General features: G+C 38.2%; 20 protein-coding genes and 2 pseudogenes. 4 read left to right on the top strand and 18 right to left on the bottom strand.

The annotated features are described in order from the left end of the window. Positions 1 to 76 precede the first annotated feature (76 nt). The 3 genes from P4S65_RS10535 to P4S65_RS10525 all read right to left on the bottom strand — a co-directional run bounded on the left by P4S65_RS10535 (position 77) and on the right by P4S65_RS10525 (position 3,356). Positions 77 to 2,113 carry an FUSC family protein gene (locus P4S65_RS10535; protein WP_337120122.1) on the bottom strand — a complete coding sequence of 679 codons (2,037 nt, stop codon included), beginning with the start codon at positions 2,111 to 2,113 and terminating at the stop codon, positions 77 to 79. Positions 2,114 to 2,123: 10 nt separating this feature from the next. Next, the gene (locus P4S65_RS10530) at positions 2,124 to 2,984 is read right to left on the bottom strand and encodes an HlyD family secretion protein (RefSeq protein ID WP_337120121.1); all 861 of its coding nucleotides are present in this window, start codon (positions 2,982 to 2,984) and stop codon (positions 2,124 to 2,126) included. A 168-nt stretch (positions 2,985 to 3,152) separates the two neighbouring features. Beyond that, positions 3,153 to 3,356: a DUF1656 domain-containing protein gene (locus tag P4S65_RS10525; protein ID WP_007378096.1), complete on the bottom strand. Its 204-nt coding sequence runs from the start codon at positions 3,354 to 3,356 to the stop codon at positions 3,153 to 3,155. A gap of 392 nt (positions 3,357 to 3,748) precedes the next feature. Between P4S65_RS10525 and P4S65_RS10520 the strand changes: the two are divergent. The 3 genes and pseudogenes from P4S65_RS10520 (at position 3,749) to P4S65_RS10510 (ending at position 6,274) form a co-directional block, all read left to right on the top strand. After that, positions 3,749 to 4,857: pseudogene (locus P4S65_RS10520) on the top strand (YjgN family protein). Between the two features lie 9 nt (positions 4,858 to 4,866). Beyond that, the gene (locus P4S65_RS10515) at positions 4,867 to 5,889 is read left to right on the top strand and encodes a M48 family metallopeptidase (RefSeq protein WP_337120120.1); all 1,023 of its coding nucleotides are present in this window, start codon (positions 4,867 to 4,869) and stop codon (positions 5,887 to 5,889) included. Then, positions 5,876 to 6,274, top strand: a complete 399-nt coding sequence (locus P4S65_RS10510) for a DoxX-like family protein (protein WP_337120119.1) — start codon at positions 5,876 to 5,878, stop codon at positions 6,272 to 6,274. Before P4S65_RS10515 ends, P4S65_RS10510 begins: the two co-directional genes overlap by 14 nt. A 54-nt stretch (positions 6,275 to 6,328) precedes the next feature. Here the strand turns inward: P4S65_RS10510 and speB are convergent, their stop codons facing one another. The 6 genes from speB to P4S65_RS10480 form a co-directional block, all read right to left on the bottom strand. Further along, a complete protein-coding gene (speB, locus tag P4S65_RS10505) occupies positions 6,329 to 7,252 on the bottom strand; it encodes an agmatinase (protein WP_024597470.1) in 924 nt (307 codons plus the stop codon). Between the two features lie 3 nt (positions 7,253 to 7,255). Next, positions 7,256 to 9,169 carry a biosynthetic arginine decarboxylase gene (speA, locus tag P4S65_RS10500; protein ID WP_024593856.1) on the bottom strand — a complete coding sequence of 638 codons (1,914 nt, stop codon included), beginning with the start codon at positions 9,167 to 9,169 and terminating at the stop codon, positions 7,256 to 7,258. 669 nt (positions 9,170 to 9,838) lie between these two features. Then, a complete protein-coding gene (locus tag P4S65_RS10495) occupies positions 9,839 to 10,171 on the bottom strand; it encodes a YnfA family protein (protein WP_007378102.1) in 333 nt (110 codons plus the stop codon). A 77-nt stretch (positions 10,172 to 10,248) separates the two neighbouring features. Further along, complete coding sequence (locus P4S65_RS10490; RefSeq protein ID WP_337120118.1) at positions 10,249 to 11,118, bottom strand: MYG1 family protein; 870 nt, start codon at positions 11,116 to 11,118, stop codon at positions 10,249 to 10,251. Between the two features lie 326 nt (positions 11,119 to 11,444). Next, a complete protein-coding gene (locus P4S65_RS10485; RefSeq protein WP_337120117.1) occupies positions 11,445 to 11,906 on the bottom strand; it encodes a GNAT family N-acetyltransferase in 462 nt (153 codons plus the stop codon). A 259-nt stretch (positions 11,907 to 12,165) separates the two neighbouring features. After that, complete coding sequence (locus P4S65_RS10480) at positions 12,166 to 12,801, bottom strand: sulfotransferase (protein ID WP_337120116.1); 636 nt, start codon at positions 12,799 to 12,801, stop codon at positions 12,166 to 12,168. Positions 12,802 to 13,351: 550 nt separating this feature from the next. Here P4S65_RS10480 and cysZ point away from each other — a divergent pair. Next, positions 13,352 to 14,055: pseudogene (gene cysZ / locus P4S65_RS10475) on the top strand (sulfate transporter CysZ). 48 nt (positions 14,056 to 14,103) lie between these two features. On the opposite strand, the gene rlmM reads toward cysZ, so the two are convergent. The 9 genes from rlmM to P4S65_RS10430 form a co-directional block, all read right to left on the bottom strand. Next, on the bottom strand, positions 14,104 to 15,189 hold the full coding sequence (gene rlmM, locus P4S65_RS10470; RefSeq protein ID WP_007378107.1) for a 23S rRNA (cytidine(2498)-2'-O)-methyltransferase RlmM: 1,086 nt from the start codon (positions 15,187 to 15,189) through the stop codon (positions 14,104 to 14,106). 17 nt (positions 15,190 to 15,206) lie between these two features. Further along, a complete protein-coding gene (locus tag P4S65_RS10465) occupies positions 15,207 to 15,575 on the bottom strand; it encodes a DUF423 domain-containing protein (protein ID WP_033029060.1) in 369 nt (122 codons plus the stop codon). Next, entirely contained in the window at positions 15,575 to 16,222 is a 648-nt protein-coding gene (locus P4S65_RS10460; RefSeq protein WP_096792762.1) for an alpha/beta family hydrolase, read from the bottom strand. The genes P4S65_RS10465 and P4S65_RS10460 overlap by 1 nt, the downstream gene beginning before the upstream one ends. 1 nt (position 16,223) lies before the next feature. Then, entirely contained in the window at positions 16,224 to 17,120 is an 897-nt protein-coding gene (locus P4S65_RS10455; RefSeq protein ID WP_007378110.1) for a transcriptional regulator GcvA, read from the bottom strand. Positions 17,121 to 17,253: 133 nt separating this feature from the next. Continuing rightward, entirely contained in the window at positions 17,254 to 18,108 is an 855-nt protein-coding gene (gene kdsA, locus P4S65_RS10450; RefSeq protein WP_008138268.1) for a 3-deoxy-8-phosphooctulonate synthase, read from the bottom strand. A 9-nt stretch (positions 18,109 to 18,117) separates the two neighbouring features. Further along, positions 18,118 to 19,371, bottom strand: a complete 1,254-nt coding sequence (locus tag P4S65_RS10445; protein ID WP_007378112.1) for a DUF819 family protein — start codon at positions 19,369 to 19,371, stop codon at positions 18,118 to 18,120. A gap of 14 nt (positions 19,372 to 19,385) precedes the next feature. Beyond that, positions 19,386 to 20,213 carry a tetratricopeptide repeat protein gene (locus tag P4S65_RS10440; RefSeq protein ID WP_337120115.1) on the bottom strand — a complete coding sequence of 276 codons (828 nt, stop codon included), beginning with the start codon at positions 20,211 to 20,213 and terminating at the stop codon, positions 19,386 to 19,388. A 152-nt stretch (positions 20,214 to 20,365) separates the two neighbouring features. Then, positions 20,366 to 20,740: a SirB2 family protein gene (locus P4S65_RS10435; RefSeq protein WP_007378114.1), complete on the bottom strand. Its 375-nt coding sequence runs from the start codon at positions 20,738 to 20,740 to the stop codon at positions 20,366 to 20,368. A gap of 28 nt (positions 20,741 to 20,768) precedes the next feature. Beyond that, a complete protein-coding gene (locus P4S65_RS10430; RefSeq protein WP_008138270.1) occupies positions 20,769 to 22,313 on the bottom strand; it encodes a DUF3369 domain-containing protein in 1,545 nt (514 codons plus the stop codon). Positions 22,314 to 22,359 lie beyond the last annotated feature (46 nt).

The following is a 22,359-nucleotide window of genomic DNA, read 5'->3' as shown; positions in this document are numbered from 1 at the left end:
AACAGCCCCATAAAATTATCCAGCAAGTATAACAGATTTCGTTATAACATCTGAACTCGAAAAGCAGCGAATGGGGCTAATTTATCTTACTCGCACTTCTTTCGAAGGTCAGATTAATTCGAATAAACATGCCTTTTATTGCCTCTAATTGATTTGAATCGTCAACCGTCTGAGCCAATTCCTCATAAAGATTATCTGACGCTTGCTTAAACTTATTATTAAACTTGCCCTTGGTTGCCAACATAAATGCATCGGCTAATGTACGCTGCCACTCATTTAAATACTTTAGCTTTGTATTACCAGCCAAATTTTCACAAATTGAGTTTAATCGAACCGACGAATGCCCTAAGTTTAGAGCGGTTAGTGCAAGGTCTGTAATAACGCGTGAGTGTGAACCTTGATCGTAATTAGTTAAGCGTATTAACCTATCGGCCATGCGGCGGTTATACCAAATACTTGGGGTTGGATGGTTATTTATTTCGAGTAAATCTTTATAAGTAGCCTTAAAAACACGATGAACAAGTAATTGTACACTCGGACCTGTAAATAACTGAAAAATCCAAAATAAAATACTCACCCCCGCAAAAATTGCCATTGCAGAGCTAAGTGTGTAATCGATTGAAAACGCAAGGCTCATATCGGTACTGGGTCTTACCAAAATCGTAAATGGGATACAAAACCCCAAGCCATATGGCAATGTTTGTTGATCAGCTAGCAGCAGTAAACCCAGAAAATAAGGCCCTGCTAATACAAGTAGTAATATTTCTAATTGCCCACCACTTTGTGATAATAAATTGAGTGCGTAAAAAATAGTTACAATAGCAGCAACCACCACGCCTACCAATAAACGCTTTATTACCACCTGTAAAATAGCTAACGGTATTCTCGCCAACATTATCGAAAATATGACCGGTAAAATCATAATTAATAATGCAGCAGAAGAGCCTGTATTAATCCAAATAAATGCGCCGATAGAAAACACCAAAGCAGTTCTAAATCCAACAATTATGCCAGCTAATGGGTCGCGATATGTAAGCATACTGGGTGCATTTAATAATGTTTTATCGCGTTGTTCTAAAGCTCTGTATGCGCGTAGTAAAATTGTTAAGTCGGCTGCTACTTCTAAGCTCACATTGAGCATGTGAGATTCAAATGGCGAATCACACACCGTATTTGCTCTATAGTCGGTTAGCTCTTTACGCAGCGTTTTAACTTGTTCGGCGCAGTAATCAAAATCGTCAGATTCTTTAATTTGCGCGAATACGTGTTTAAGTTTACTTATTAATTTGTTTAATGTGGGAGTAATAAGGTCTGCGTGGTTTCGTTGCAGGCGACCAATTATTTGAATTGAAGCCAGTAAAGAAAGTACTTTTTGCGACAACTGATTTGCAGCACGCGAGCGCCCTGGACCTTTTGGTCCTTCGTACCTTACTGCGCTGGAATCTTCGTTTATTGAGCCCAATGTTGCCATAATGCCATCTATTTGCTGATGGCGATTTTCGTGCGAGCCCTTAGAATCAAGCTCAATAACTAAATAATGTAACGTTTGATTTATAACTGACCGTGCTTGTACTTGCAGTAAATGTTTAACTTTTACAGGCCAGAATAAATGGCTCACAAGCCCAGCACATACAGAACCTATTATTATTTCGCTTACTCGCGCTTGTGCAATATCAAATATACTTTGGCTGCTCACCATTGCCGGAGTAACCATGACTAAAAGTACAATAATGGCGGCTGTTACACCGGCCATAGCAAACGCATACACAAAGTTTGCTTGGCGTACCATTGCCGATAACGCAGAGTTTACTCCCAACCACAATGCCAGTGCACCGAGCGCTAAATAAGGGTAGAGGATTAGCTGAGTTAAAAGCAATATGCCAAATAAACCACCCACTATGGTGCCTATTATTTGGCAAATTGCTTTTTCAATAACCAATCCGCTTTGCGGGCGTAATTGCAAAAATATAGCCGAGACTAACGCCCAATAAGGCCTTTCAAGATTAAGCGACATAGCAATAGTCAGCGCCATCACCATGGCTATAACGCCCTTAGTCGCAAAAATAATTGCCTGTTTTTTAGGAAAAAACAAATTTTGTAATACAACGCCCACTGTATTCCCCTTAGCGCGTAGCGAGATGTATAGTGGCGGTCATTCCTGCGCTAAGCTGTGTATTTTCGGGCAATGAATCTAACTTAATATCAACAGGTATACGCTGTGATAAACGTACCCAATTAAATGTTTGTTGCACTTGCGGTAAAAGTTGTCCGTTACTTTGTGTATTCGTATTTGCAATTGCTTTACCTACACTCACTACATGCCCTGTTAATTGCTTACCACCACTTAAAAGGGCTATTTGAGCTTTTTGTTCAGGATAAATAAGCGGTATTTTACTCTCTTCAAAGTAACCCGTTACATAAAATGAATCTGACTGAACAATAGCAAACACAGGTGTGCCTTGAGCTACATAGTTACCTTGGCGTAAATTCAGATTAATTATTTGCCCTGATGCAGGCGCAACAATTTTAGTTCTATCAACATTTAACTGCGCAATTGTTTGCTCTGTTTTAGCTAGGTTATAATTTGCTTCAGCAATTTTAGTATTAATACGAGTTGATTCTAGGGTTTCTTCACTAATTGCCTGTTGAGTGTTTAGCTCAACACGTCTTTCGTATTTGTGCTTGGCGAGTTCCCATGTATACAATGCGTTTTCTGTGTTTGCTTTACTTTTATCAAGCGCTGCTTGATAACGTTTTTTATCAACATTAAAAAGTACTTCGCCTTTTTGTACGTTTTGACCATCTTTAATATTTAAAACAGTTACCCAGCCCGACACGTCTGGAGCAACCGTGACAATATCGGCTCGAATACGCCCATCACGCGTCCAAGGAGTATGCATGTAGTCAGTCCATACCCAACGCCCAGCAAAAACCGCAGCTATAACAACCAAGATAGTAAAAGTAATACGCAGATATTTAATCATTCAATTTATCTTCCACTTAGTAATACCAATCCGCAATAATACTTGAGCAATTTGAGGGCTTAAACCAGACGCTAACTGTGTTAAAAATTTCTGATATAGAACAACTAAGTAACGAAATTTTTGCCTTGTTATCGACACGGTTTTCTTACCTCAAAATAGCTCACTTAATTAAGCAAATTGGTATAAATAGACGGCCAGTGCCAAGTAACAAACAAATAGTGACACCTCAAACCAAGCCACTTTCCAAATACGATCGTGCCAATCTAATTGATGCAAAACAAAACGAGTCAACGCCGTTAAAATAAATGCAATTGGGAAGTAAACAATCAGCGGACTAAATTCTAATCCCCCTAACACGACTGCTTGAAACATAATAAATATCCTAATGTTATTTAAAGCGGTGATAAAAGCTGTAAAACCTAAATAAATTTACATCCCCACTACTATTACAGTCTATTATTTTGGCATATAAATCAATTGCGTTTATTGTACGTAGGTGTGCTTAATACATAATTAATGCCATTACATTTAAGCAGCATTAACTATGTATAGTAGCTAAATCGCATATTAAAAAGCTAAATACCTTAGTTGCTAGCTAAATAGGCAAATCAACGAGATTTATTTATAAAAAGTAGTGGATTAACTTAACTAAATACCTAAAAAACGTTTATTTGCAGCTACTTATAGGGAACTTAAATAATTATAAATATTGAATATTGCGCTAAAAATAGGTAAATTAACAAAAAAATATGGACATAATTTTAATGGAATCAATACACCCTACCCTCTCTGAAACAAGCCCACCAATAAATGAGCCTGCTGAACCAATTTTTAGCGGAAAAGTGCAATTTAGTGGTAAAGGCGGTGAGTTTTTGGAATTTGGATTGTAAATATATTACTTAGCGTTATTACGCTTGGCATATATTCAGCGTGGGCTAAAGTACGTACGCATCGCTATTTTTACGGCCACACTCGTATAGATGGTCATAGCTTTGACTACCTAGCAACACCAATACAAATTTTAAAAGGTCGGATTTTAGCGGTTGTTGTATTTTTTATTTATACATTTTCTATTAGCTTTATGCCTATTTTAGGCCTGTTTATTGCTCTTGGTTTTATCTTTTTAATGCCATGGATTATTAACCAAGGTTTACGTTTTAATCTGCGTATGACGCGCCATCGTAATGTTCGTTTTGCTTTTAAAGGCAATTACGGCGAAGCCTTTATTAACTTTATACTTTTGCCTATCGCCAGCATATTTACACTTTATTTATTAATGCCTTATGTTATAAAACGTATTGATAGCTATATCCATAGCAATATTAGTTACGGTGACAAACCACTTACTGTAAACCTAAAAGGCGAAACCTATTACCTAACAGCGCTTATTTGTTTTGTAGTGAGCTCTATCACCATGGTGCTCTTTATGGGAATTTTAGGGTTATTTGGCCTCAACTTAGTAGATGTTGAAAATCAACAAAATTTAGAAAACTCCGCTGCTATGGTTATGCTTCCTATCTTTATGATGATTGCCTATGTACTAATGATTGCCATTGTTTCTGCTGTATGGCACGCCGCTATTAGAAATCACATTTTTGATAACAGCCATTTTGAAGGCGTTGCCACATTTAAATCAGAGCTAAAACCAATTCCTTTCGCTGTTTTACTATTAACTAATATGTTGGCTATCGTATTTTCGCTAGGCCTAGCATACCCATGGACAAAAGTACGTACATCAAAAATACTCGCTGATGTAACTAACGTCACTATTTATCCTGGTGCATTAAACCTAATCGATACCGCGCAAGAACAGCAATCATCATTTGCTGAAGAAGCTGCAAACGTATTTGATATTGACCTTTCTCTAACTTAAGAGCTCACTATGCATGTAAAGGGACATTTTTTCCCCATCGCATCGAGTAACTATCAAGTGTGTGTTGCAACTATTAGCGACACACACATTGACGTTATTAACGATGAACACGTTATAGCTCGCCACGCAATCTCAAGTCTAAAATTAAGTTCGGGAATGGCAGGACTTGCCGACGAACTAAACTTTGAAGATGGCAGTCGTTTTATTCCTCAAGATGTAAATTACAGATGGCCATTTAAAGCAAATAACCATCACGTAATGGAACGCCTTGAAAAAAGTAAATGGGCAATTTTAGCCGCAGTCATATTTACACCACTTTTTATGTGGTTAGTACTTTATAAAGCCGTACCCGCCATTGCTGTTTACAGTGTTGATACCCTGCCACGTAATGTTGTAGAACAAATGGGGGAGCAAAGCTTTACACTAATTAAAAAGATTGCGCTTGACCCAAGTGAGCTGCCCGCAGAGCAGCAAGCTAAAGTACAAGCACATTTTACAAGTATGCTTAATGCGTTATCGCTTGATCAATCGGTTTATAGATTATCGTTTTATAAATCAGACAGCTTTGGTGCTAACGCGTTTGCACTACCCCATGGCCGTATCGTGGTCACCGATGATTTAGCAAATTTACTTGCCGATAAACCCAATGCACTAAAAGCGGTATTGCTACACGAAATGGGCCATGTAGTCCACCAGCATAGCGTACGCATTACAGCACAATCTGCCGCAAGTACTATTGTGTTAGCGGTTGTATTTGGTGATTTAGAGGGGGTTGCCGAAGTAGCGTTAGGTACAGGTGCATCGTTTGCTCAGCAAGGGTTTTCACGAGATATGGAACGCGAGGCAGATACCTTTGCACTCATTCAATTAGAGTCGCTTGGGTATTCGAGTAATGACTTTGCTGATGCAATAGAGGCCCTACAAGAAAGCCATACCAGCGAAAACGAGCACCTCGAAAAAGTAAATGACTTTTTAGAGTACTTATCTAGCCACCCAAGTGCACAAGAGCGTATTGACAATGCTAGGAAATAATCGCGGTTATATTCAACTTGCTCGCTACATAGTGAGTTTAAGTTGGATATATCATGGCTTTTTCCCAAAGCTTTATCACGTAGCACCACTTGAAAAATTAATGACTGGCAGTGCTGGTTTTTCAGCCGAAGTGTCTGATTTAATTACACGTTCAGCGGGAGTCGGCGAAATTATATTTGGCTTGTGTTTATTTGTGTTTTATAAACATAAGCACCTAGTAGCTTTAAATATATTGGCGCTTATGGGGCTTTTACTTACTGTAGTTGTAATGCAGCCACAATTACTTATTGAAGCATTTAATCCTGTTACTACTAACCTGCCTCTTATTGGGCTAAGCGTTATTTGGTTAAAAGAAATTAAGCAGTTGAATAATCGATATATCTAAATAGAAAAGGGTATGCAAATGCATACCCTTTTTTGTAGTACTTAAATTATAGAATTAGTACTTATTTTTATGCGTCCACAAATGCAGTAATTCGCTCGCAATGGTTGCTGCGGCAATTGCGGTAAGCTCGCTTTGGTCGTACGAAGGTGATACTTCTACCACATCCATACCTACCATGTTTATGCCTTTTAGCGCACGCAGTACTTTAAGTACTTTATCTGACGTTAAACCACCACACACAGGAGTGCCTGTACCAGGCGCAAACGCAGGGTCTAAACAATCTATATCAAACGTTAAGTAAACAGGTAGGTCTCCTACTCGCTCAAGTATTTGCGCTGCAATATCATTAGCATGTAAATCGTTGGCTTGCATTGCATCAATCACAGCAAACTCATGTTTACTTTGATCAAAGTCGGTACGAATACCTATTTGTATACTGTGCTCAACATCAATCAGCCCTTCCATTGGTGCATGATAAAACATAGTGCCGTGATCAAATCGCGAGCCATTGCTATAAGTATCGGTGTGCGCATCAAAATGCACTAACGCCATTTTGCCATGTATTTTTGCATGAGCACGTAATAGCGGAAGCGTTACAAAGTGATCGCCCCCTAAACCTAATAGTGTTTTACCTTGGCGAAGTATTTGATCAGCAGCCATTTCTAGTTGCGCAGTAAAATACTCAGGATCCCCGACAGGGTAAGTAAAGTCCCCTGCGTCTGCCACTTTTAAGCGCTCAAACAACGGGAAAGTCCACGGGTATTTAGTGTCTTCCCATGCTAAATGAACCGATGCACGACGAATTGCATCAGGGCCTAAGCGCGCACCAGGGCGGCCCGAGGTCGCTAAATCAAATGGTAAGCCTAAAACCACTACGTCTGCATCAATTGCATTAATGTTTTGCACCATAGGACGACGTAAAAACGTCATCCCATTTGAGTACAATGAGTGATCTGCGTGACCAAACAAAGTTGACATTGCTTATAACTCTTCTAAATAAGTGTAGCCATCAAGGCCGCTTTGCAACTCGTCTAAAACGCTTTGCTGTTCGTGTTTTTCAATTTTAGTGCTTACTAACTGCTCGTATGATTGCTGAAAACTTTCAACATCTAAATGTACATAGCGCATCATATCGGCAACAGTGTCACCCTGGTTTATCTCGGTAATACTTGCAACGCCTTGCTCATCCATATTAACAATTGCGCTGTGCGTATCGCCAAACAAGTTATGCATATCACCTAAAATTTCTTGATAAGCACCCACCAAGAAAAAGCCCATTAAATAAGGTTTGTCAGCACTAAACTCTGGTACAGGTAATGTGCTTTCAATACCTTGTCCATCTACGTAATGCTCAAGTGCACCGTCTGAGTCACAGGTTATATCAAGTAATACAGCACGTTTTTTTGGTGCTTCAGTTAAGCCACTTAATGGCAGTACCGGAAACACTTGATCAATGCCCCATGCGTCTGGAAGCGATTGAAACAACGAGAAGTTTACAAAAAACTTATCGGCTAAACGTACGTTTAACTCGTCAATAATAGGACGATGAAAACGGTTTTTATTATCCATGTGCTTGTTGAGTTCGTAACAAATACGAATATTAATTTGCTCAGCCCATGCACGTTGTGATAAATCAAGTAAACCTAGTGCAAATTGGTTATGCGCTTCAGCTAAATCACCTTGGCTGTCGTGATAAATTTCAATTAATGCACGGTCATCCGTTAAATCAGTTAATTGTACAAACGATGCCCACATGTTTTTTAATAAAAGTGGTGCATCTGCCGCTGGCGCTACTAACTCTTCTGGCGTGTAACTTTCAGTACCAATAACATTAGAAATAAGCACAGCATGATGCGCTGTAAGCGCACGACCCGACTCTGAAATAATAGTCGGCATTGGTTGCTCATATTGCTTACATGTATCACCAATGGTGTACACAATGTTATTTGCATATTCAGCTAAGCTGTAATTCATAGAGTTATGCGACTGGCTACGTGTGCCGTCATAATCAACAGCCAAACCGCCACCTACATCAAGGCAATCAATTTCTGCGCCTAATTTACGTAGCTCACAGTAAAAACGCGCCGCTTCGCTTACACCTAAACGTACGTCACGAATGTTCGCCATTTGTGAGCCTAAGTGAAAATGTACTAGCTGAAGTAAATCAAGCTGGTTTGCGTCTTTTAAACGATTAACTACATGCAAAACTTGCGATGCAGATAAACCAAATTTTGATTTTTCGCCGCCACTCGCTTGCCATTTACCTTTACCTTGCGATGCTAAACGTACACGAATACCAATGCGTGGTTTTACGTTAAGCTCTTTTGCTTGGCTAAGTACCATGTCTAGCTCAGAAAGCTTTTCAAGTACGATATACACTTTATGACCTAGCTTTTCGCCAATAAGTGCTAAACGTACGTATTCTTTATCTTTGTAGCCATTACATACAATAACGGCGCTGGTTTTTTCAGCCAATGCTAATACTGTAAGTAGTTCAGGCTTGCTGCCTGCTTCTAAACCAAGTTGCTTTTTTTCTACTTGTGCTTGGCTTGCTACTATTTCTTCAACCACTTCACGTTGTTGGTTTACTTTTATTGGGTAAACTAATAGGTAGTCTTTAGGGTAACCATAGTTTTCAATCGCAGTATTAAATGCGCCGCATAAGCTGTGTACACGATGGTGTAAAATTTGCGGAAAACGAACTAAAGCAGGTAAGCTTAAACCTTTATCTTGTAGTTGCTTTGCGATATCTGTTAATGCAATAGTTTGCTCTGGTGCATGAGCCTTGGGCGCAACATACACATCACCTTGATCATTAATACCAAAAAAACCTTGGCTCCAATGACGAACATTGTAGCTCGTACGAGCTTGTTCTAGTGATGTTGTCTCTTTCATTTATCTTTCTCTTTTATTTAATTAATGCCGGCTCGGCTAGTGCCGCGCATTAAAAGAAAAATAGAGATTCAAGTCCAACAAGTATTTTTACTCGTAACGAGTGATTTTTAATGTTGATAAAACAACCAATCACGTATTGCTCGCTAGCGCATATAAAATAGGACTTTGATGATTATTAAAGATAAGAAAAGTTGTAAAAAATGGCGTTTTTAAATGACTCATTATAAATTTTATTAGCAAAAATGAGTTAGCTCATTCACTAAAATTAATCTTGAGTTACTTTGTTTATAAAATTTACTTTTGATGGATTAGAGCAAGGTGTTCTCAACGCCTCAAATTACTTACAGTTTAGCCAACGTGTTGTGACCAAGTAATACCCATGTATTTTTAAATTAAATATAATTTGCACTTCTAAAACGCTCAGCATAACATCCACCAGCTTCAATAGTAGCTTGGCGCATATGTAGCGTTAGGTACTACCTGTCGTATTGAAGTTGTTATATTTTATTGGCAGTTTGAAAATAATCGAGGTAGGACTTTAAACAACACTAGGGTGTGTTTATCTTTGGAGGTAGAAATTGCAGCTGTCCATTTGGTTTTTAGCCAAGGCAGGGCCTATATGTGTTTCCCCTATAAATAGGCGCTTTTTATTTATTGAGTATGAGCCAGCTATGCACTTTTTGGTGCGAACATAATTATAGCCATACCTAGCAGTGCTACTAAACCACCAATAATATCCCACATAGTAAGCTTTACGCCATCAACAACCCATAACCATAATAGCGCAACACAAATATATACGCCGCCATAAGCTGCATACACACGCCCGGCTGCAGTAGGATGTAAAGAGAGCAACCATGCAAATAGTGCCAAACTTAAAGCCGCAGGAATTAAAAGTAAAATACTTTTATCTTGCTTAAGCCAAAGGTAGGGCAAATAACAACCCACTATTTCTGCTAAGGCTGTAATAGTAAAAAGTGCGATTGTTTTTAATTCAAACATAATGCTCCGCGCTAAGATAACAAGCATAACAATCTATATAAATTGTTATGCTTAGTATTCGTTATGAATCTGAGTTGTTATTCGCTAAGCGCCATAGTGGCAAGTTTCATTGTGCTTTCAAACGACTTAGTGCCCGCTATAAATAAACCATTGTGACAGAACACAGCGTCGTCAATACCGGTTTCATCTACAAACGCTTGATCAGATAAACCTGACCATGCTTTAGGAAGCGGTTTTCTATCTTCAAACGAGCCAGGCTCAACGGGTACTGTTTGTAATATCCATTGTCCAGAATGCGATGGGTAAACCATGTATAGCGCATCGCTTGATAAAATATGCACCGTTTTTTTCCACGGTGTGTATTTTTCAAGTACGATTACTCTGGCATCTTCCGCATTTTCAATTGCTTTGGCGACAATCTCTTTTGCATTTACACTTCCGTGAGCTGAAGCGATAAAACGAATAAGCATGCGAGCTGCAAATTCAACGGCTTCGTCAAAACAAGTATCAAAGTTACTTTCTTCTTCCCACGTAGGGTTAAACATTGAGATTGTTTGGCTCAAGCTTATCCCTTTTGATACCCCTTCAACATGACCACAATCGATGGCGTCAATAGTTGAAACTAAGCCTGAATCCACTCTATCAGCCACGGCTTGGTTATCATCACACAACGCTAAGCCGTATTTTTTCCATATTAAACCAAACGACGAAAAAGGAATGCCATTTTCTCGCTCGCCTGCACCACCACGCTGGTGATGATCAAAGCGGTTCGTTTCAGGGTCGTATTCGCCACCTACATCAATTACAAAGTCGGCATTTTCTATAAGCGCTTTATCGCGAGTACGTACCAGTTTAAACGCTGGCAACACGTGTTTAAGTACTGCAATACTAAAAACGTCATCCGCATGAAAATTACCGTTATGGGTTACTACTGTTGTGTCTGTCATTGGTTTAGTGTCATTTTTAGAAAGGATAAGAAAGTCTCGCTATTTAAACGTTATGGTTTGAAGTATTTTAAGGAGCATAGTAAATGACAGATTTTATACGATTATAGCCAACAAAAACAGTATTCTGCTTTTGTTAATTTTAAGAGGGAATTTTTGAAATGATATTTAACAGACAATATATAATAGTACTAATGAACTTTGGGTATATTTGAAAGTAGCAATTCATTATAGTTTAATTTATACACTATAAAAAACTATAATTAATAGCTACTTAAATAATTTAGTGTGGTCACTTAGAGTGAAGCTGTTAACCTTTATGCGCTTTGTTACTGGCTTAGGCCTAACTCCATAAATACACTTTGTGGATTCTCGAGGTAAGGCCCAAAACTAGCACATCGTTTGAAACCAAGATTTTCATATAGCTTAATCGATTGAATTTGCTTTGGCCCTGTTTCTAGCCTGATCAGTGGGATTTTCTCCTCACCTGCGTGATGTAAAAGTATCTGCATAATACGCCTAGATAAACCTTTACCACGATAACTAGGGCTTACATAAAGCCGTCTAATTTCACCATAGGGCATTTTATCAAACTGCTTTACAATAGCGCCACACGCAATAATACCATCATCATTCTTTAAACCAATCGCATACACACTTGGCTCATTTAGTTCATTTAACGTAAGAGACTGTGCAGTGGCAACTGGATATAGAGAGTTTATCAGTCGGTCGATATCAGAAAAAACATTAATCACATCCTGATCATTCGGTTTTAAATCAACTAACTGCATAGAACATCTCAATTTATATTAAAAATATGTGTTGGCAAACTATACCGAATTGTAAAAAATGAACAACCTCGTTCTACTTATTTAAACGTTTAAATAAACCCAGTAATTTACGCGAATAAAGAATGCCCTCATGATTAAATGCAATTACTTGCTAAATTCAGTGTAGGCCTCTAAAAATAGCACATGCTACCAGCTCAATCATTTTATTTAATTTGGTCGATGCAAAGAATTTTAATAACAGAAAAGTCATATTTCGTATTCACTTTAATGGGGGCAGCGAATAGTCAAAGTATTTTCTATGTTCTTTTCCAGCTAAATTAGAGTTAATTTTATTTGGGTGTTTATATTCTTTCCAGTTGGCGACTTGACGTCCTATATTTAATTTAGGGAAACAGGTATTTCCTTGTATCTCCACGCCTAAAAACTGTTTTAGTTTTAACAAACTATCAGGTTCACTAATATCTATTGCTAAAAAATTGTCACTATTTTTGAAATACGAAAAAACAGCTTGTTCATGCTTTAAGTAACAACCAGCTAACGCTGTCGATGATAAGGGTAATACATTAGAGAACGTACGATGAAAACTACGCTTTAAAATAGGATTAAACTTACCTGTATTTAAATCTAAATGAGGCGCCATTTTTTCGAGCAACATAGTAATTGAAGGCACCCATTTATTTAGCTCTCGACTTAAGTATATAAATTTAGCATTTGGGAATAACTCGTCTAAATGCATGTAGTCACTAAAGCAAGGTGCGTCAGATATTGCATCAGACATTTCAAATGCTTGCTTTGTAAAAGCGGTATGCGCCACCGAAAAGCCCATTTCTAGTAGCGCAACACTTATGCTAGTAGTGCCAGTTCTGGGCAACCCAATCACAAAGATCTTAGCCATCTATAATTACTCGCTTTTAAAATAATGTCACTAAAACTGCATGCGTTAGGGAGCTGAACAGAATCAGTCTAAGCTCTCTATAAAAAAGTAACTTAATTCCCTGCCATAGATAAATCACCATTAAGTTAAGCCACTTTATAGCATTATTAGTGCCTGTTGACCTTTCATAATTAAAATTCATTCAATCTATGGGCTATTTAATCGCGGCGTGAGGTTTGTAACCTAGTGGGCTCGGTAACTGCTCCTGTATTACTCTACTGGCTTACATCCATGTAAGAATAAGTAAAAACCGAGCCAAGCTTCCGCGGGCAGCGCATGCTTGGCATTTATTCTACGTTATCGCCTATTTATGGAAAATAACCACACTACATAGGCTCTGCTTTGCCTAAATACCAAACACACTGCTGAAAACTTAACCTCGAAAGATAAACAAGCCTAGTATTTAAACACTTTGTTACCTAAAAACGCTGTTCAAAAAATTCAGCTATTTATACTAGCTACAGTGGTAAACATTTATTGAGGTTACTGTGCAGATAGTACAAGGTATGGAATATTTTTTTCAGGTTTTAAATTAATTACTCAAAAGGGGTTAAAACGTTTTGTTTTTATTCCATTATTAATTAATATTTTACTTTTTGGTAGCTCGCTATTTTTCTTATTCGGTTGGCTAAGTGACAGTTTTAGCTACATCAATGATATGTTGCCACAATGGTTAAGTTGGCTTGAATGGCTAATGTGGCCAATTGCTATATTAATGGTTTTATTTAGCTACAGTATGCTCTTTACAGTGATCACTAATTTTATCGCAGCCCCCTTCAACGCTTTGTTAAGCGAAAAAGTAGAACTTTATTTAACAGGCCAAAAGATTAACGATGATGGCTTTGCTGAATTAGTAAAAGACATACCTCGTATGCTAGCCCGCGAGTGGACAAAGTTATGCTATTACCTTCCTCGCGCTATAGGTTTTTTATACTGCTTTGGATACTCCCCGTCATTGGTCAAATATTATGGGTCCTATTTACATGTTGGATGTTCGCAGTGCAATACGAAGACTATGCGTTCGATAACCATAAAATTGGGTTTAAACAGATGAAAGACGATTTAAAAAGTAAACAAGGTCTATCGTATGGGTTTGGCTTTGCCGTTATGCTATTAACAGCAATACCATTTATAAACTTAATAGTAATGCCTGTCGCTGTGTGTGGGGCTACGCGTTTATGGGTTGATAATTACAGGCCCAAATATCGAAGTTAAATATACAAAAAATGGGTCATCAGACCCATTTTTTATTACTAATAAAACTTAGCTGTATAGATTTTGTGGCACCTTAGTAACGTTTAAATGAACGGTTATTTCCTCACGATCATGATACAAATGCTTAGCTTGCAACTCGTAGTTAATACCTTGTTTATCTAGCTCTTTTCTAATCATCGAAAGGCATTCGTAGACACTGTCAAAACGTTTTTTCATTGGAAGTTTTAAGTTAAATATAAACTCTTTAGCGTAGGCACTCACAGCCCAATCAATCATTAAGGTCGTCACTTTAGTGGGTTTTTCCACCATATCACATACTAACCAGGTAACATTTCTTTTTTCAGGGCGATATTTAAAACCGTCAGCTCTAAAATGTTTAACCTGGCCTGTTTCCATCAAATCATCATTCATCGGACCATTGTCAATTGCACTTACAAACATACCACGGCGAACAAGCTGATATGTCCAGCCCCCAGGGCAAGCGCCTAAATCGACACTGCGCATACCTGCTGCAACACGAGATTCGCGCTGTTGTTCAGGAATAAATACATTAAACGCTTCATCAAGCTTTAATGTTGATCGACTCGGTGCATCGCTTGGCATGCGAAGACGTAAAATACCCATAAAAAATGGAGAATTATTAAAACTATATGAGTAACCTACATAAGCTGTGTTGTTTGTTAAAAACATGACATGCATTACAGGACGGTTTGCTTTGGGTTCGCGCAATACTGTATTTTGTTTTTCGAGGGCTTTTTTAAGTGGTGTTGAGATTTTTTTACAAAACGTTAAAAGCTCTTTTCCTTCATTTGTGTCAGGGGTTTCTACACGTAGCTCTGAGCACAATGTAAACTCTTTTGCAGCTTCAACTACCGCGCCAACGCGATCTTCCACAGGCATGTTTTCAAGTAATGTACCGGCAAACCATTGGCGTGCAAACACCATATTTTTAAAATCAACTTTTTTGATTATTTCGTCGCTGTGATGCGCTTCAAAACATTCATAAACAACGTAACCCGTATTTGGCTTTGCTTTTACATAACCCGCAAAGCCTTGCTCTGCAGCGTGAAACGTTATTTCAGCAGCGGCATCGTTTTCAAACCCACTACGACAGTAAATCACAACACTAGACATATAAACCCTTAAACTCTTTAAAACTTAAATCGTGCAACTTGCACTAAAATAACTACCCAACCAATAATAAAGCACAGCCCACCAATTGGTGTTATTGGCCCCAGCCACTTCATACCAGTTAATGCGAGTAAATATAAACTGCCACTAAAAAGTAGTGTGCCTGTTATAAAAAAACCACCAGCCCAGCTCAGATTTATGCCCCATTTAATTAAAATAGCAACCGCAATAAGCGCAAGTCCATGCACCATTTGATATTCAGCAGCAGTTTTAAAAACCCCAAGCGAATACTCTGTTAAACGGCTTTTTAAACCATGTGCTGCAAATGCACCTAACATGACCGAAAGCATACAAAAAATACTGCCCATCATTAAAAATACTTTAATCATTAATTACCCTCTAAATTTAAATCCACACAGTTTTTAATAAATTCAACAGCCTCCAAAGCAGCTGTTTCTCTATTTTGTAGCTCAGTCATACCACTTTTTTTACGAGGTTTAAGTGAGTGGTCCCCATCTGTAAGCCATATGTATTGTGGCTGTTTCGGCATAACCATTGTTGCAAGCTCTTGGCGAGTACCAAACGTATCTCGCTCACCTTGTAATACTAAAAAAGGGCAGACTATATCTGCGAAGTGATCGGTACGCAGCTTTTCAGGTTTGCATGGTGGATGAAACGGATAGCCAAAAGCAAGAACACCTAAAACAGGTTGTTCTGTCGTACAAGCAAGCATGGATGCCATTCGTCCGCCCATTGATTTCCCGCCAATAAATAGCGGAATGTTTGGCTGTGTATGGTTAAGTATTTGCTCGTAATAACTAAGTAATTTAGGTGCTCGCTCAGGAGGCCTACGCTTATTCGTTTGTTTGGCTATTTGCATATACTCAAAATCAAATAGGCCAACATCAACACCCTGTTCACTGATTAGTTTTGCCACATGCTGCATAAAGTCTGAATCACTACCGGCACCAGCTCCATGGGCAAATATAAATTGCGCTATTGCTGGCTGCTGACTACTTTTAACCCACTCAATCATATTAATACTCTTGCTCTTGCTCTACTAAGCTCAACATCCACTCTTTAAAGGATACTATTTTACCTAGCTCTGTTTGTGATTCTCTAAGGACTAAATAATAGGCGTTTTTACTTTCAAGACTGTGATTAAATGGGATCACTAAGCGACCAGCGTCAATGTCAGGCTTTGCCAGCACGCTGTTACCAATTGCCACACCTTGGCCATGCACTGCTGCTTGCAGCACCATCGACGAATGACTAAATATAGGACCTTGGTTAACTTGAATATTGCGCACACCAGCCGTTTTCATCCATGTTTTCCAGTTTTTACGGGTAGTGTCATGTAGTAAAGTGTGATGTACTAAATCGCTTGGTTGGTCAAGCGGTTTTATCCCACTTAACAACATCGGGCTACATAAAGGGACTAAATACTCGGTATGTAATTTATAAGCTTGCACACCACTCCAATGACCTCGCCCGTAATAAATAGCCACATCAACATCATCTGTTAATGAGTTTTCGTCTTGGTCTTGCGCTTTGATCCGCACGTCAATCTCAGGATGTAACTCATTAAATAAGCTTAAACGAGGTACAAGCCATTGAATTGCAAAACTTGGTGTTAAGCTAACTGTTAATGAGCCCTTAGCACCACGCGCTAATAGTTTTTCGGTTGCATCAATTAGTTGCGTAAAAATCTCTTTAATATCGAGGAAGTAGCCTTGCCCTTCTTCGGTTAATAATAACGAACGATTTTTACGTAAAAACAATTTCAAACCTAAATGTTCTTCAAGTGTTTTTATTTGATGACTGACAGCCGCTTGAGTTACATAAAGCTCTTCCGCAGCTTTTGTAAAACTTAAATGGCGCGCAGCGGCTTCAAAAGCTTTTAATGCGTTTAATGGAGGTACTCGTCTTGACATGATGACCAAGCTTAGAATTAGTTTTTCTTATGCGGTGAATTATATACCTATGCTGAGAAAGAGTATATTTAAGGTGTAAAAAAAGCGACCTAAGTCGCTTTTCTAACATTTCACTTAATTGTTAAGCTTTTAATTATAAGTCATTTGCACTTGTATCAAGCGGTTCAAAGCTTTTAATTAAATCGTCTACCGCTTTCATTTGCGATAAGTAACCTTCTAACTTGCTAAGTGCTAGCGCGCAAGGGCCATCACATTTCGCTTCGTTAGGATTTGGGTGCGCTTCTATAAATAAACCAGCAATACCCAATGCCATACCACTTCGAGCAAGCTCAGCTGCTTGTGCACGACGACCATCAGCCGAATCTGTACGACCGCCTGGACGTTGTAGCGCATGTGTTGCATCAAAAATCACAGGAGCCATTGCTTTCATGTCATCCATGCCAAGCATATCAACCACTAGATTATTATACCCAAAGCTAGAGCCTCGTTCACAAAGTGCTACGTTGTTATTACCCGCTTCATTAAATTTAGTAATGATGTGACGCATTTCGTGTGGTGCTAAAAACTGTGGTTTTTTCACGTTAATGATCGCGCCTGTTTTTGCCATAGCAACCACTAAATCAGTTTGACGTGCTAGAAATGCAGGTAACTGAATAACATCGACAACTTCAGCAACAGGGGCCGCTTGATGTGGTTCATGTACATCGGTAATAAGCGGAATATTGAACGTTTTTTTAATCTCTTCAAATATTTTTAAACCTTCTTCCATACCTGGACCACGGTACGAATTGATTGAAGATCGATTAGCTTTATCAAATGACGCTTTAAATACATAAGGAATATTTAATTTAGTGGTTACTTCTACGTAATGCTCTGCAACACGCATAGCTAAATCGCGAGATTCTAATACGTTAATACCACCAAACAATACAAACGGTTTGTTGTTTGCTAGTTCAATTTCATTAATTTTAATAATTTGGTCTTTCATTTAAATTCCTTACGGTGCAACTGCTTGCATCATTAATCCACAAATATAAGCCATATACGTACCCACACCATAGCCCAGTACAGCTAACAGAACACCAACAGGCGCTAATGACGGATGAAACGCTGATGCTACAACAGGTGCAGACGCTGCACCGCCCACATTAGCCTGCGAGCCCACTGCCATATAAAATAACGGTGCTTTAATTAGTTTAGCAACTAGCAACATTAAACTTGCATGTACAAGCATCCAAATAGCACCCACTAAAAATAAGCCGGGATTATCAAAAATGGCGGTTACATTCATATGCAAACCAATCGATGCAACTAAAATATATAAAAAGCTAGAGGCCACTTTTGAAGCACCAAACGCCTCTATTTGTCTCACTTTAGTAAAAGATAAACTAATACCAATCGTAGTCGATATGACAATCAACCAAAAGAATTTGCTGTTTAGGCTGTACTCTTTTGCCCACTCATAAGTAGTGCCAAAATAAGGACCTAAAAAATCAGCACAAAAATGTGCTAAACCAGTAATACCAAATGCAATAGCAAGTAATGTCATGTAGTCGTTAAGAGTAGGCATGCGAGCATGTTCTGCGTGATATGTTTCTACTCGGCGTTTTAAATCTTCAATTGCGCTAGTATCGGCACCTGTTGCCGCATCAATTTTCTTATGATTTGCTGCCATTAACAATAAAACAGCCATCCAAATATTAGCGACTATTACATCAACAGTAACCATCACCGAAAATATATCGCCGCCAACTTCAAACATCTCTTTCATCGAAGCTTGATTCGCACCGCCACCAATCCAGCTACCCGCAACAGTTGTCATACCGCGCCATACCGCATCAGGACCATGGCCACCAACAATACTAGGATCAACAGCACTGACGACTAAAATAGCCAAAGGTCCACCAATAACAATACCCAAGGTACCTACTAAAAACATAATAAGTGCTTTAGGGCCTAAATTAAGTATGGCTCTTAAATCAATACTAATGGTAAGAAGTATTAAACAAGCTGGCAGTAAGTAGCGCGAAGCTACGTAATAAACATTGGACTTATTGCCATCAACTATACCAAATGTATTCAGTAGTGACGGTAAAAAGTAACAAAGTAACAAGGCCGGTACGTATTTATAAAATCTTTTTAGTGCTGGGCGTTCACTGTTTGAGGTTTTAAATATAAACCCCAAAATAACAGCAAGTAAACCAAGTACAACGGCATCATTGGTTATTAATGCACTTTGAGTTTCAACCATAATTTTTCCTATTCTTAATGGTGAGTTTTATTATTATCTTCTAATTCTTCTATCTGATGTTGAATAATCTCAATAGCAGGATCGTCAGGACATTCATCGACAAAAAATTGTAAATCATCTCGTGCCATTTTAGGACAATCGAGTTGATTTAATAAGTAGCCTCTGTCGCGTCTTTCATACGGGTCGTCGCCAATTAATTCCATCAACATTTCTACACACGTTAAAGCATGGCCAAATTTATTTTCGCTAATAAAAGACCATTTTTGTTGAGCTAAGAACAATTTATATACTTCATCATCAAAAATAAGTTCTAGTGGTTCCTGTTCTTGCCCATCATCCTCATCCGCATTTTCAGGGATAATATACCAACTTTGTTGACCGCTACTTGGTTCAATTATGTAGCCTTCCTCATCGCTAATAGCGACATGCACACCAATATCGCCTTGGTTTAAGCTCATGCTAGCATCGAGTTTAGCGTGTTGTAAAAAGTGGCACAGTAAAATAGCTAATGTAGTTGGGGAGCCACTACGCATGGTTAAGGTATAACTTAAACTATTTAGTTTATGCTCAGGCACTTTTAAGCTTGAGGCACTAAATAGCCAGGTACTATAAAAAGTATCTAATAATTTTTCTAAGCGATCGTGATCGTCGCTGACTTTTAAGCACAAAACATTTATTTGTTGCTCAAAGTCGGTGAGAATGTCAAAACTTGCTGTTAAATCTAATTGAGGATCCCATTTAGACTCAGCTTTAATACAACGATAAATTGCCACAGGGGTAAATTCATCAAAAGCATCATCAACATAAGATTCATCGTGTTCATCAAACCCGAGGGTGGTCATCAATACTGCAACATTTTAGAAAACGAAGGCGTAGTTTACCTAACTTTAAAGCTATATACCAATATAGTGATGTTTTTGAATATTTGCAGCGAGGTGGAAGAACGAGCTTTACAGACAATACCGTAAAGCTCAAATTATTAAGGTTTACTTTATTAGAACAACAAAGCTGATTTAGACGTCGCTAAATAACCTATCGCTAAAACAACAACGGTATTAATTACAATGTAAATAATTTTAGCAAGGGTGTTAGTTTGCTTTGAACTTTTAACCCCTATCGCAATATACACAACAACTAAAATTATCTTTTCTAACAACCATAGCTGCTCAAAAGGGTTAATTTTAGCCATAAAAACAAGTGTAAGAGCAGAAACCAACAGTAGTGTATCTATGCTATGACTACCAATAAGTACCAACTTATTCTTAGCTATTTTGCCACTACCAATTCGCGAAAAAGAGCGAACATAAAATAAAATAACACTGAGCATAGCAATTGCCATGTGTGAGTGCTTTACTGCTAAATAATCCATATGCCCCTGTACTTCTATATTTTTGATATTAATCTGGAAAACGAGTTAATACTATTTCTATTTCATTAAGCTTATCGTTAAGCACTTCAACAAGTTTAGGCTCAAAATGCGATCCTTTTTGTGAATTGATTTCATCAACCACTCGTTGCAGTGACCAAGGCTCTTTATAACAGCGTTTATGGCGAAGTGCATCATAAACGTCAGCAAGAGAGACTATTCGGCCAAATACATTTATTTCTTCACCTTTCAATCCATTCGGATAGCCAGAGCCATCCCATTTTTCATGGTGTTCTTTTGCTATAATTGCACCAGCACTAACAATTTCCCTCGGTGAATCTTTTAAAATGCTATAACCTTTATCTGTGTGGGTTTTCATCACTTCCCACTCTTGGCCGTCGAGCTTTCCTGGTTTATTTAAAATAGCATCCGGTATACCTACTTTTCCAACATCATGCAAAGGCGATGCTAATCGAACTAAATCGGCTTCTCGCTTAGATAAGCCATAACCCTCAGCCAATATATGACAAATATTAGCCACACGCTTAACATGATTACCTGTTTCACTTGAGCGCTGCTCTACCGCTTCACTCAATCTATAAACTAATTCCTGCTGAGTTGCTTCTATTTCTGATTGTAACTGCACATTTTCAAATGCTAATTGCACATTTTGCGAAAAAATCTCAATTAAATGACGTTGCGTATCCGTTAATAATTTTGGGATACCTGATATAAATAACATTGAGTTATGATTATATTGACTACTGCAGTAAGCAAATAGGTAATTATCTTTATATACGATTGTTTTGTCACTTAATGCTTGTTGACACGCTGCAAGTTGTTCACTTTTAAGAACCAGCTCTAACTCTTTTCCTTCACTTTGTTCAAAGTCCCCTGTACCTGAACGAACAATAAGCTTTTTGTTATTGTTTTCTTCTGGATTTTGAGCAACTAATGTAGTGGCGTACATTGCTTGATCTGCAATACCTAATAACGAGGTAAGTTGCTGCATTACGCCCTCAGTGAAACTATCTATTGAATGAGCCGAAAATATATCCCTTGAGGCTTTTATTATTTTCTCTAGCCCTTCGCGTGATTGTTCAATAGAAATAATATCGCGATATGAACGAAGACTAGACATAATAACAGTGAATAGTTTTTGCGCCGTTAATTCCGTTTTCGATTTATAATCATTAATATCATAATCAACAATAACTTGTCTTTCAGGTGCTTGACCCGGTTGACCCGTTCGTAAAATAATTCGAATATGATTGTTTTTAGCTGTTTCACGAATGTATTTAGCGACTTGCAAACCCGCATCATCCGTTTCCATTACTACATCAAGCAAAACTATGGCGGCATCAGAATGCTCGTCTATTAACTTTTTCGCTTCTGCACCAGAGTATGCACTTACAAACTCCAATCGTTTATTTTGAAAATCAAAATCGCTTAATGCCAATTTTGTTACAGCATGAACCTCAGGTTCGTCGTCAACGATTAATACTTTCCAGGTGCCCTGTTCTATTTTACTAACAGGCTCTTGAGGCTCATCTGAAAATAAGAAATCATCCATCATAGCTAAAATTTCCTCGCAGCATTTTTTAATACACAAGTAGACAATT

Origin of the sequence: Pseudoalteromonas sp. B131b, assembly GCF_037162545.1 — a bacterium.
Lineage (GTDB): Bacteria > Pseudomonadota > Gammaproteobacteria > Enterobacterales > Alteromonadaceae > Pseudoalteromonas > Pseudoalteromonas fuliginea.
The sequence above is the reverse complement of the archived record's forward strand: the minus strand, read 5'-3'. Positions and strand labels throughout refer to the sequence as shown.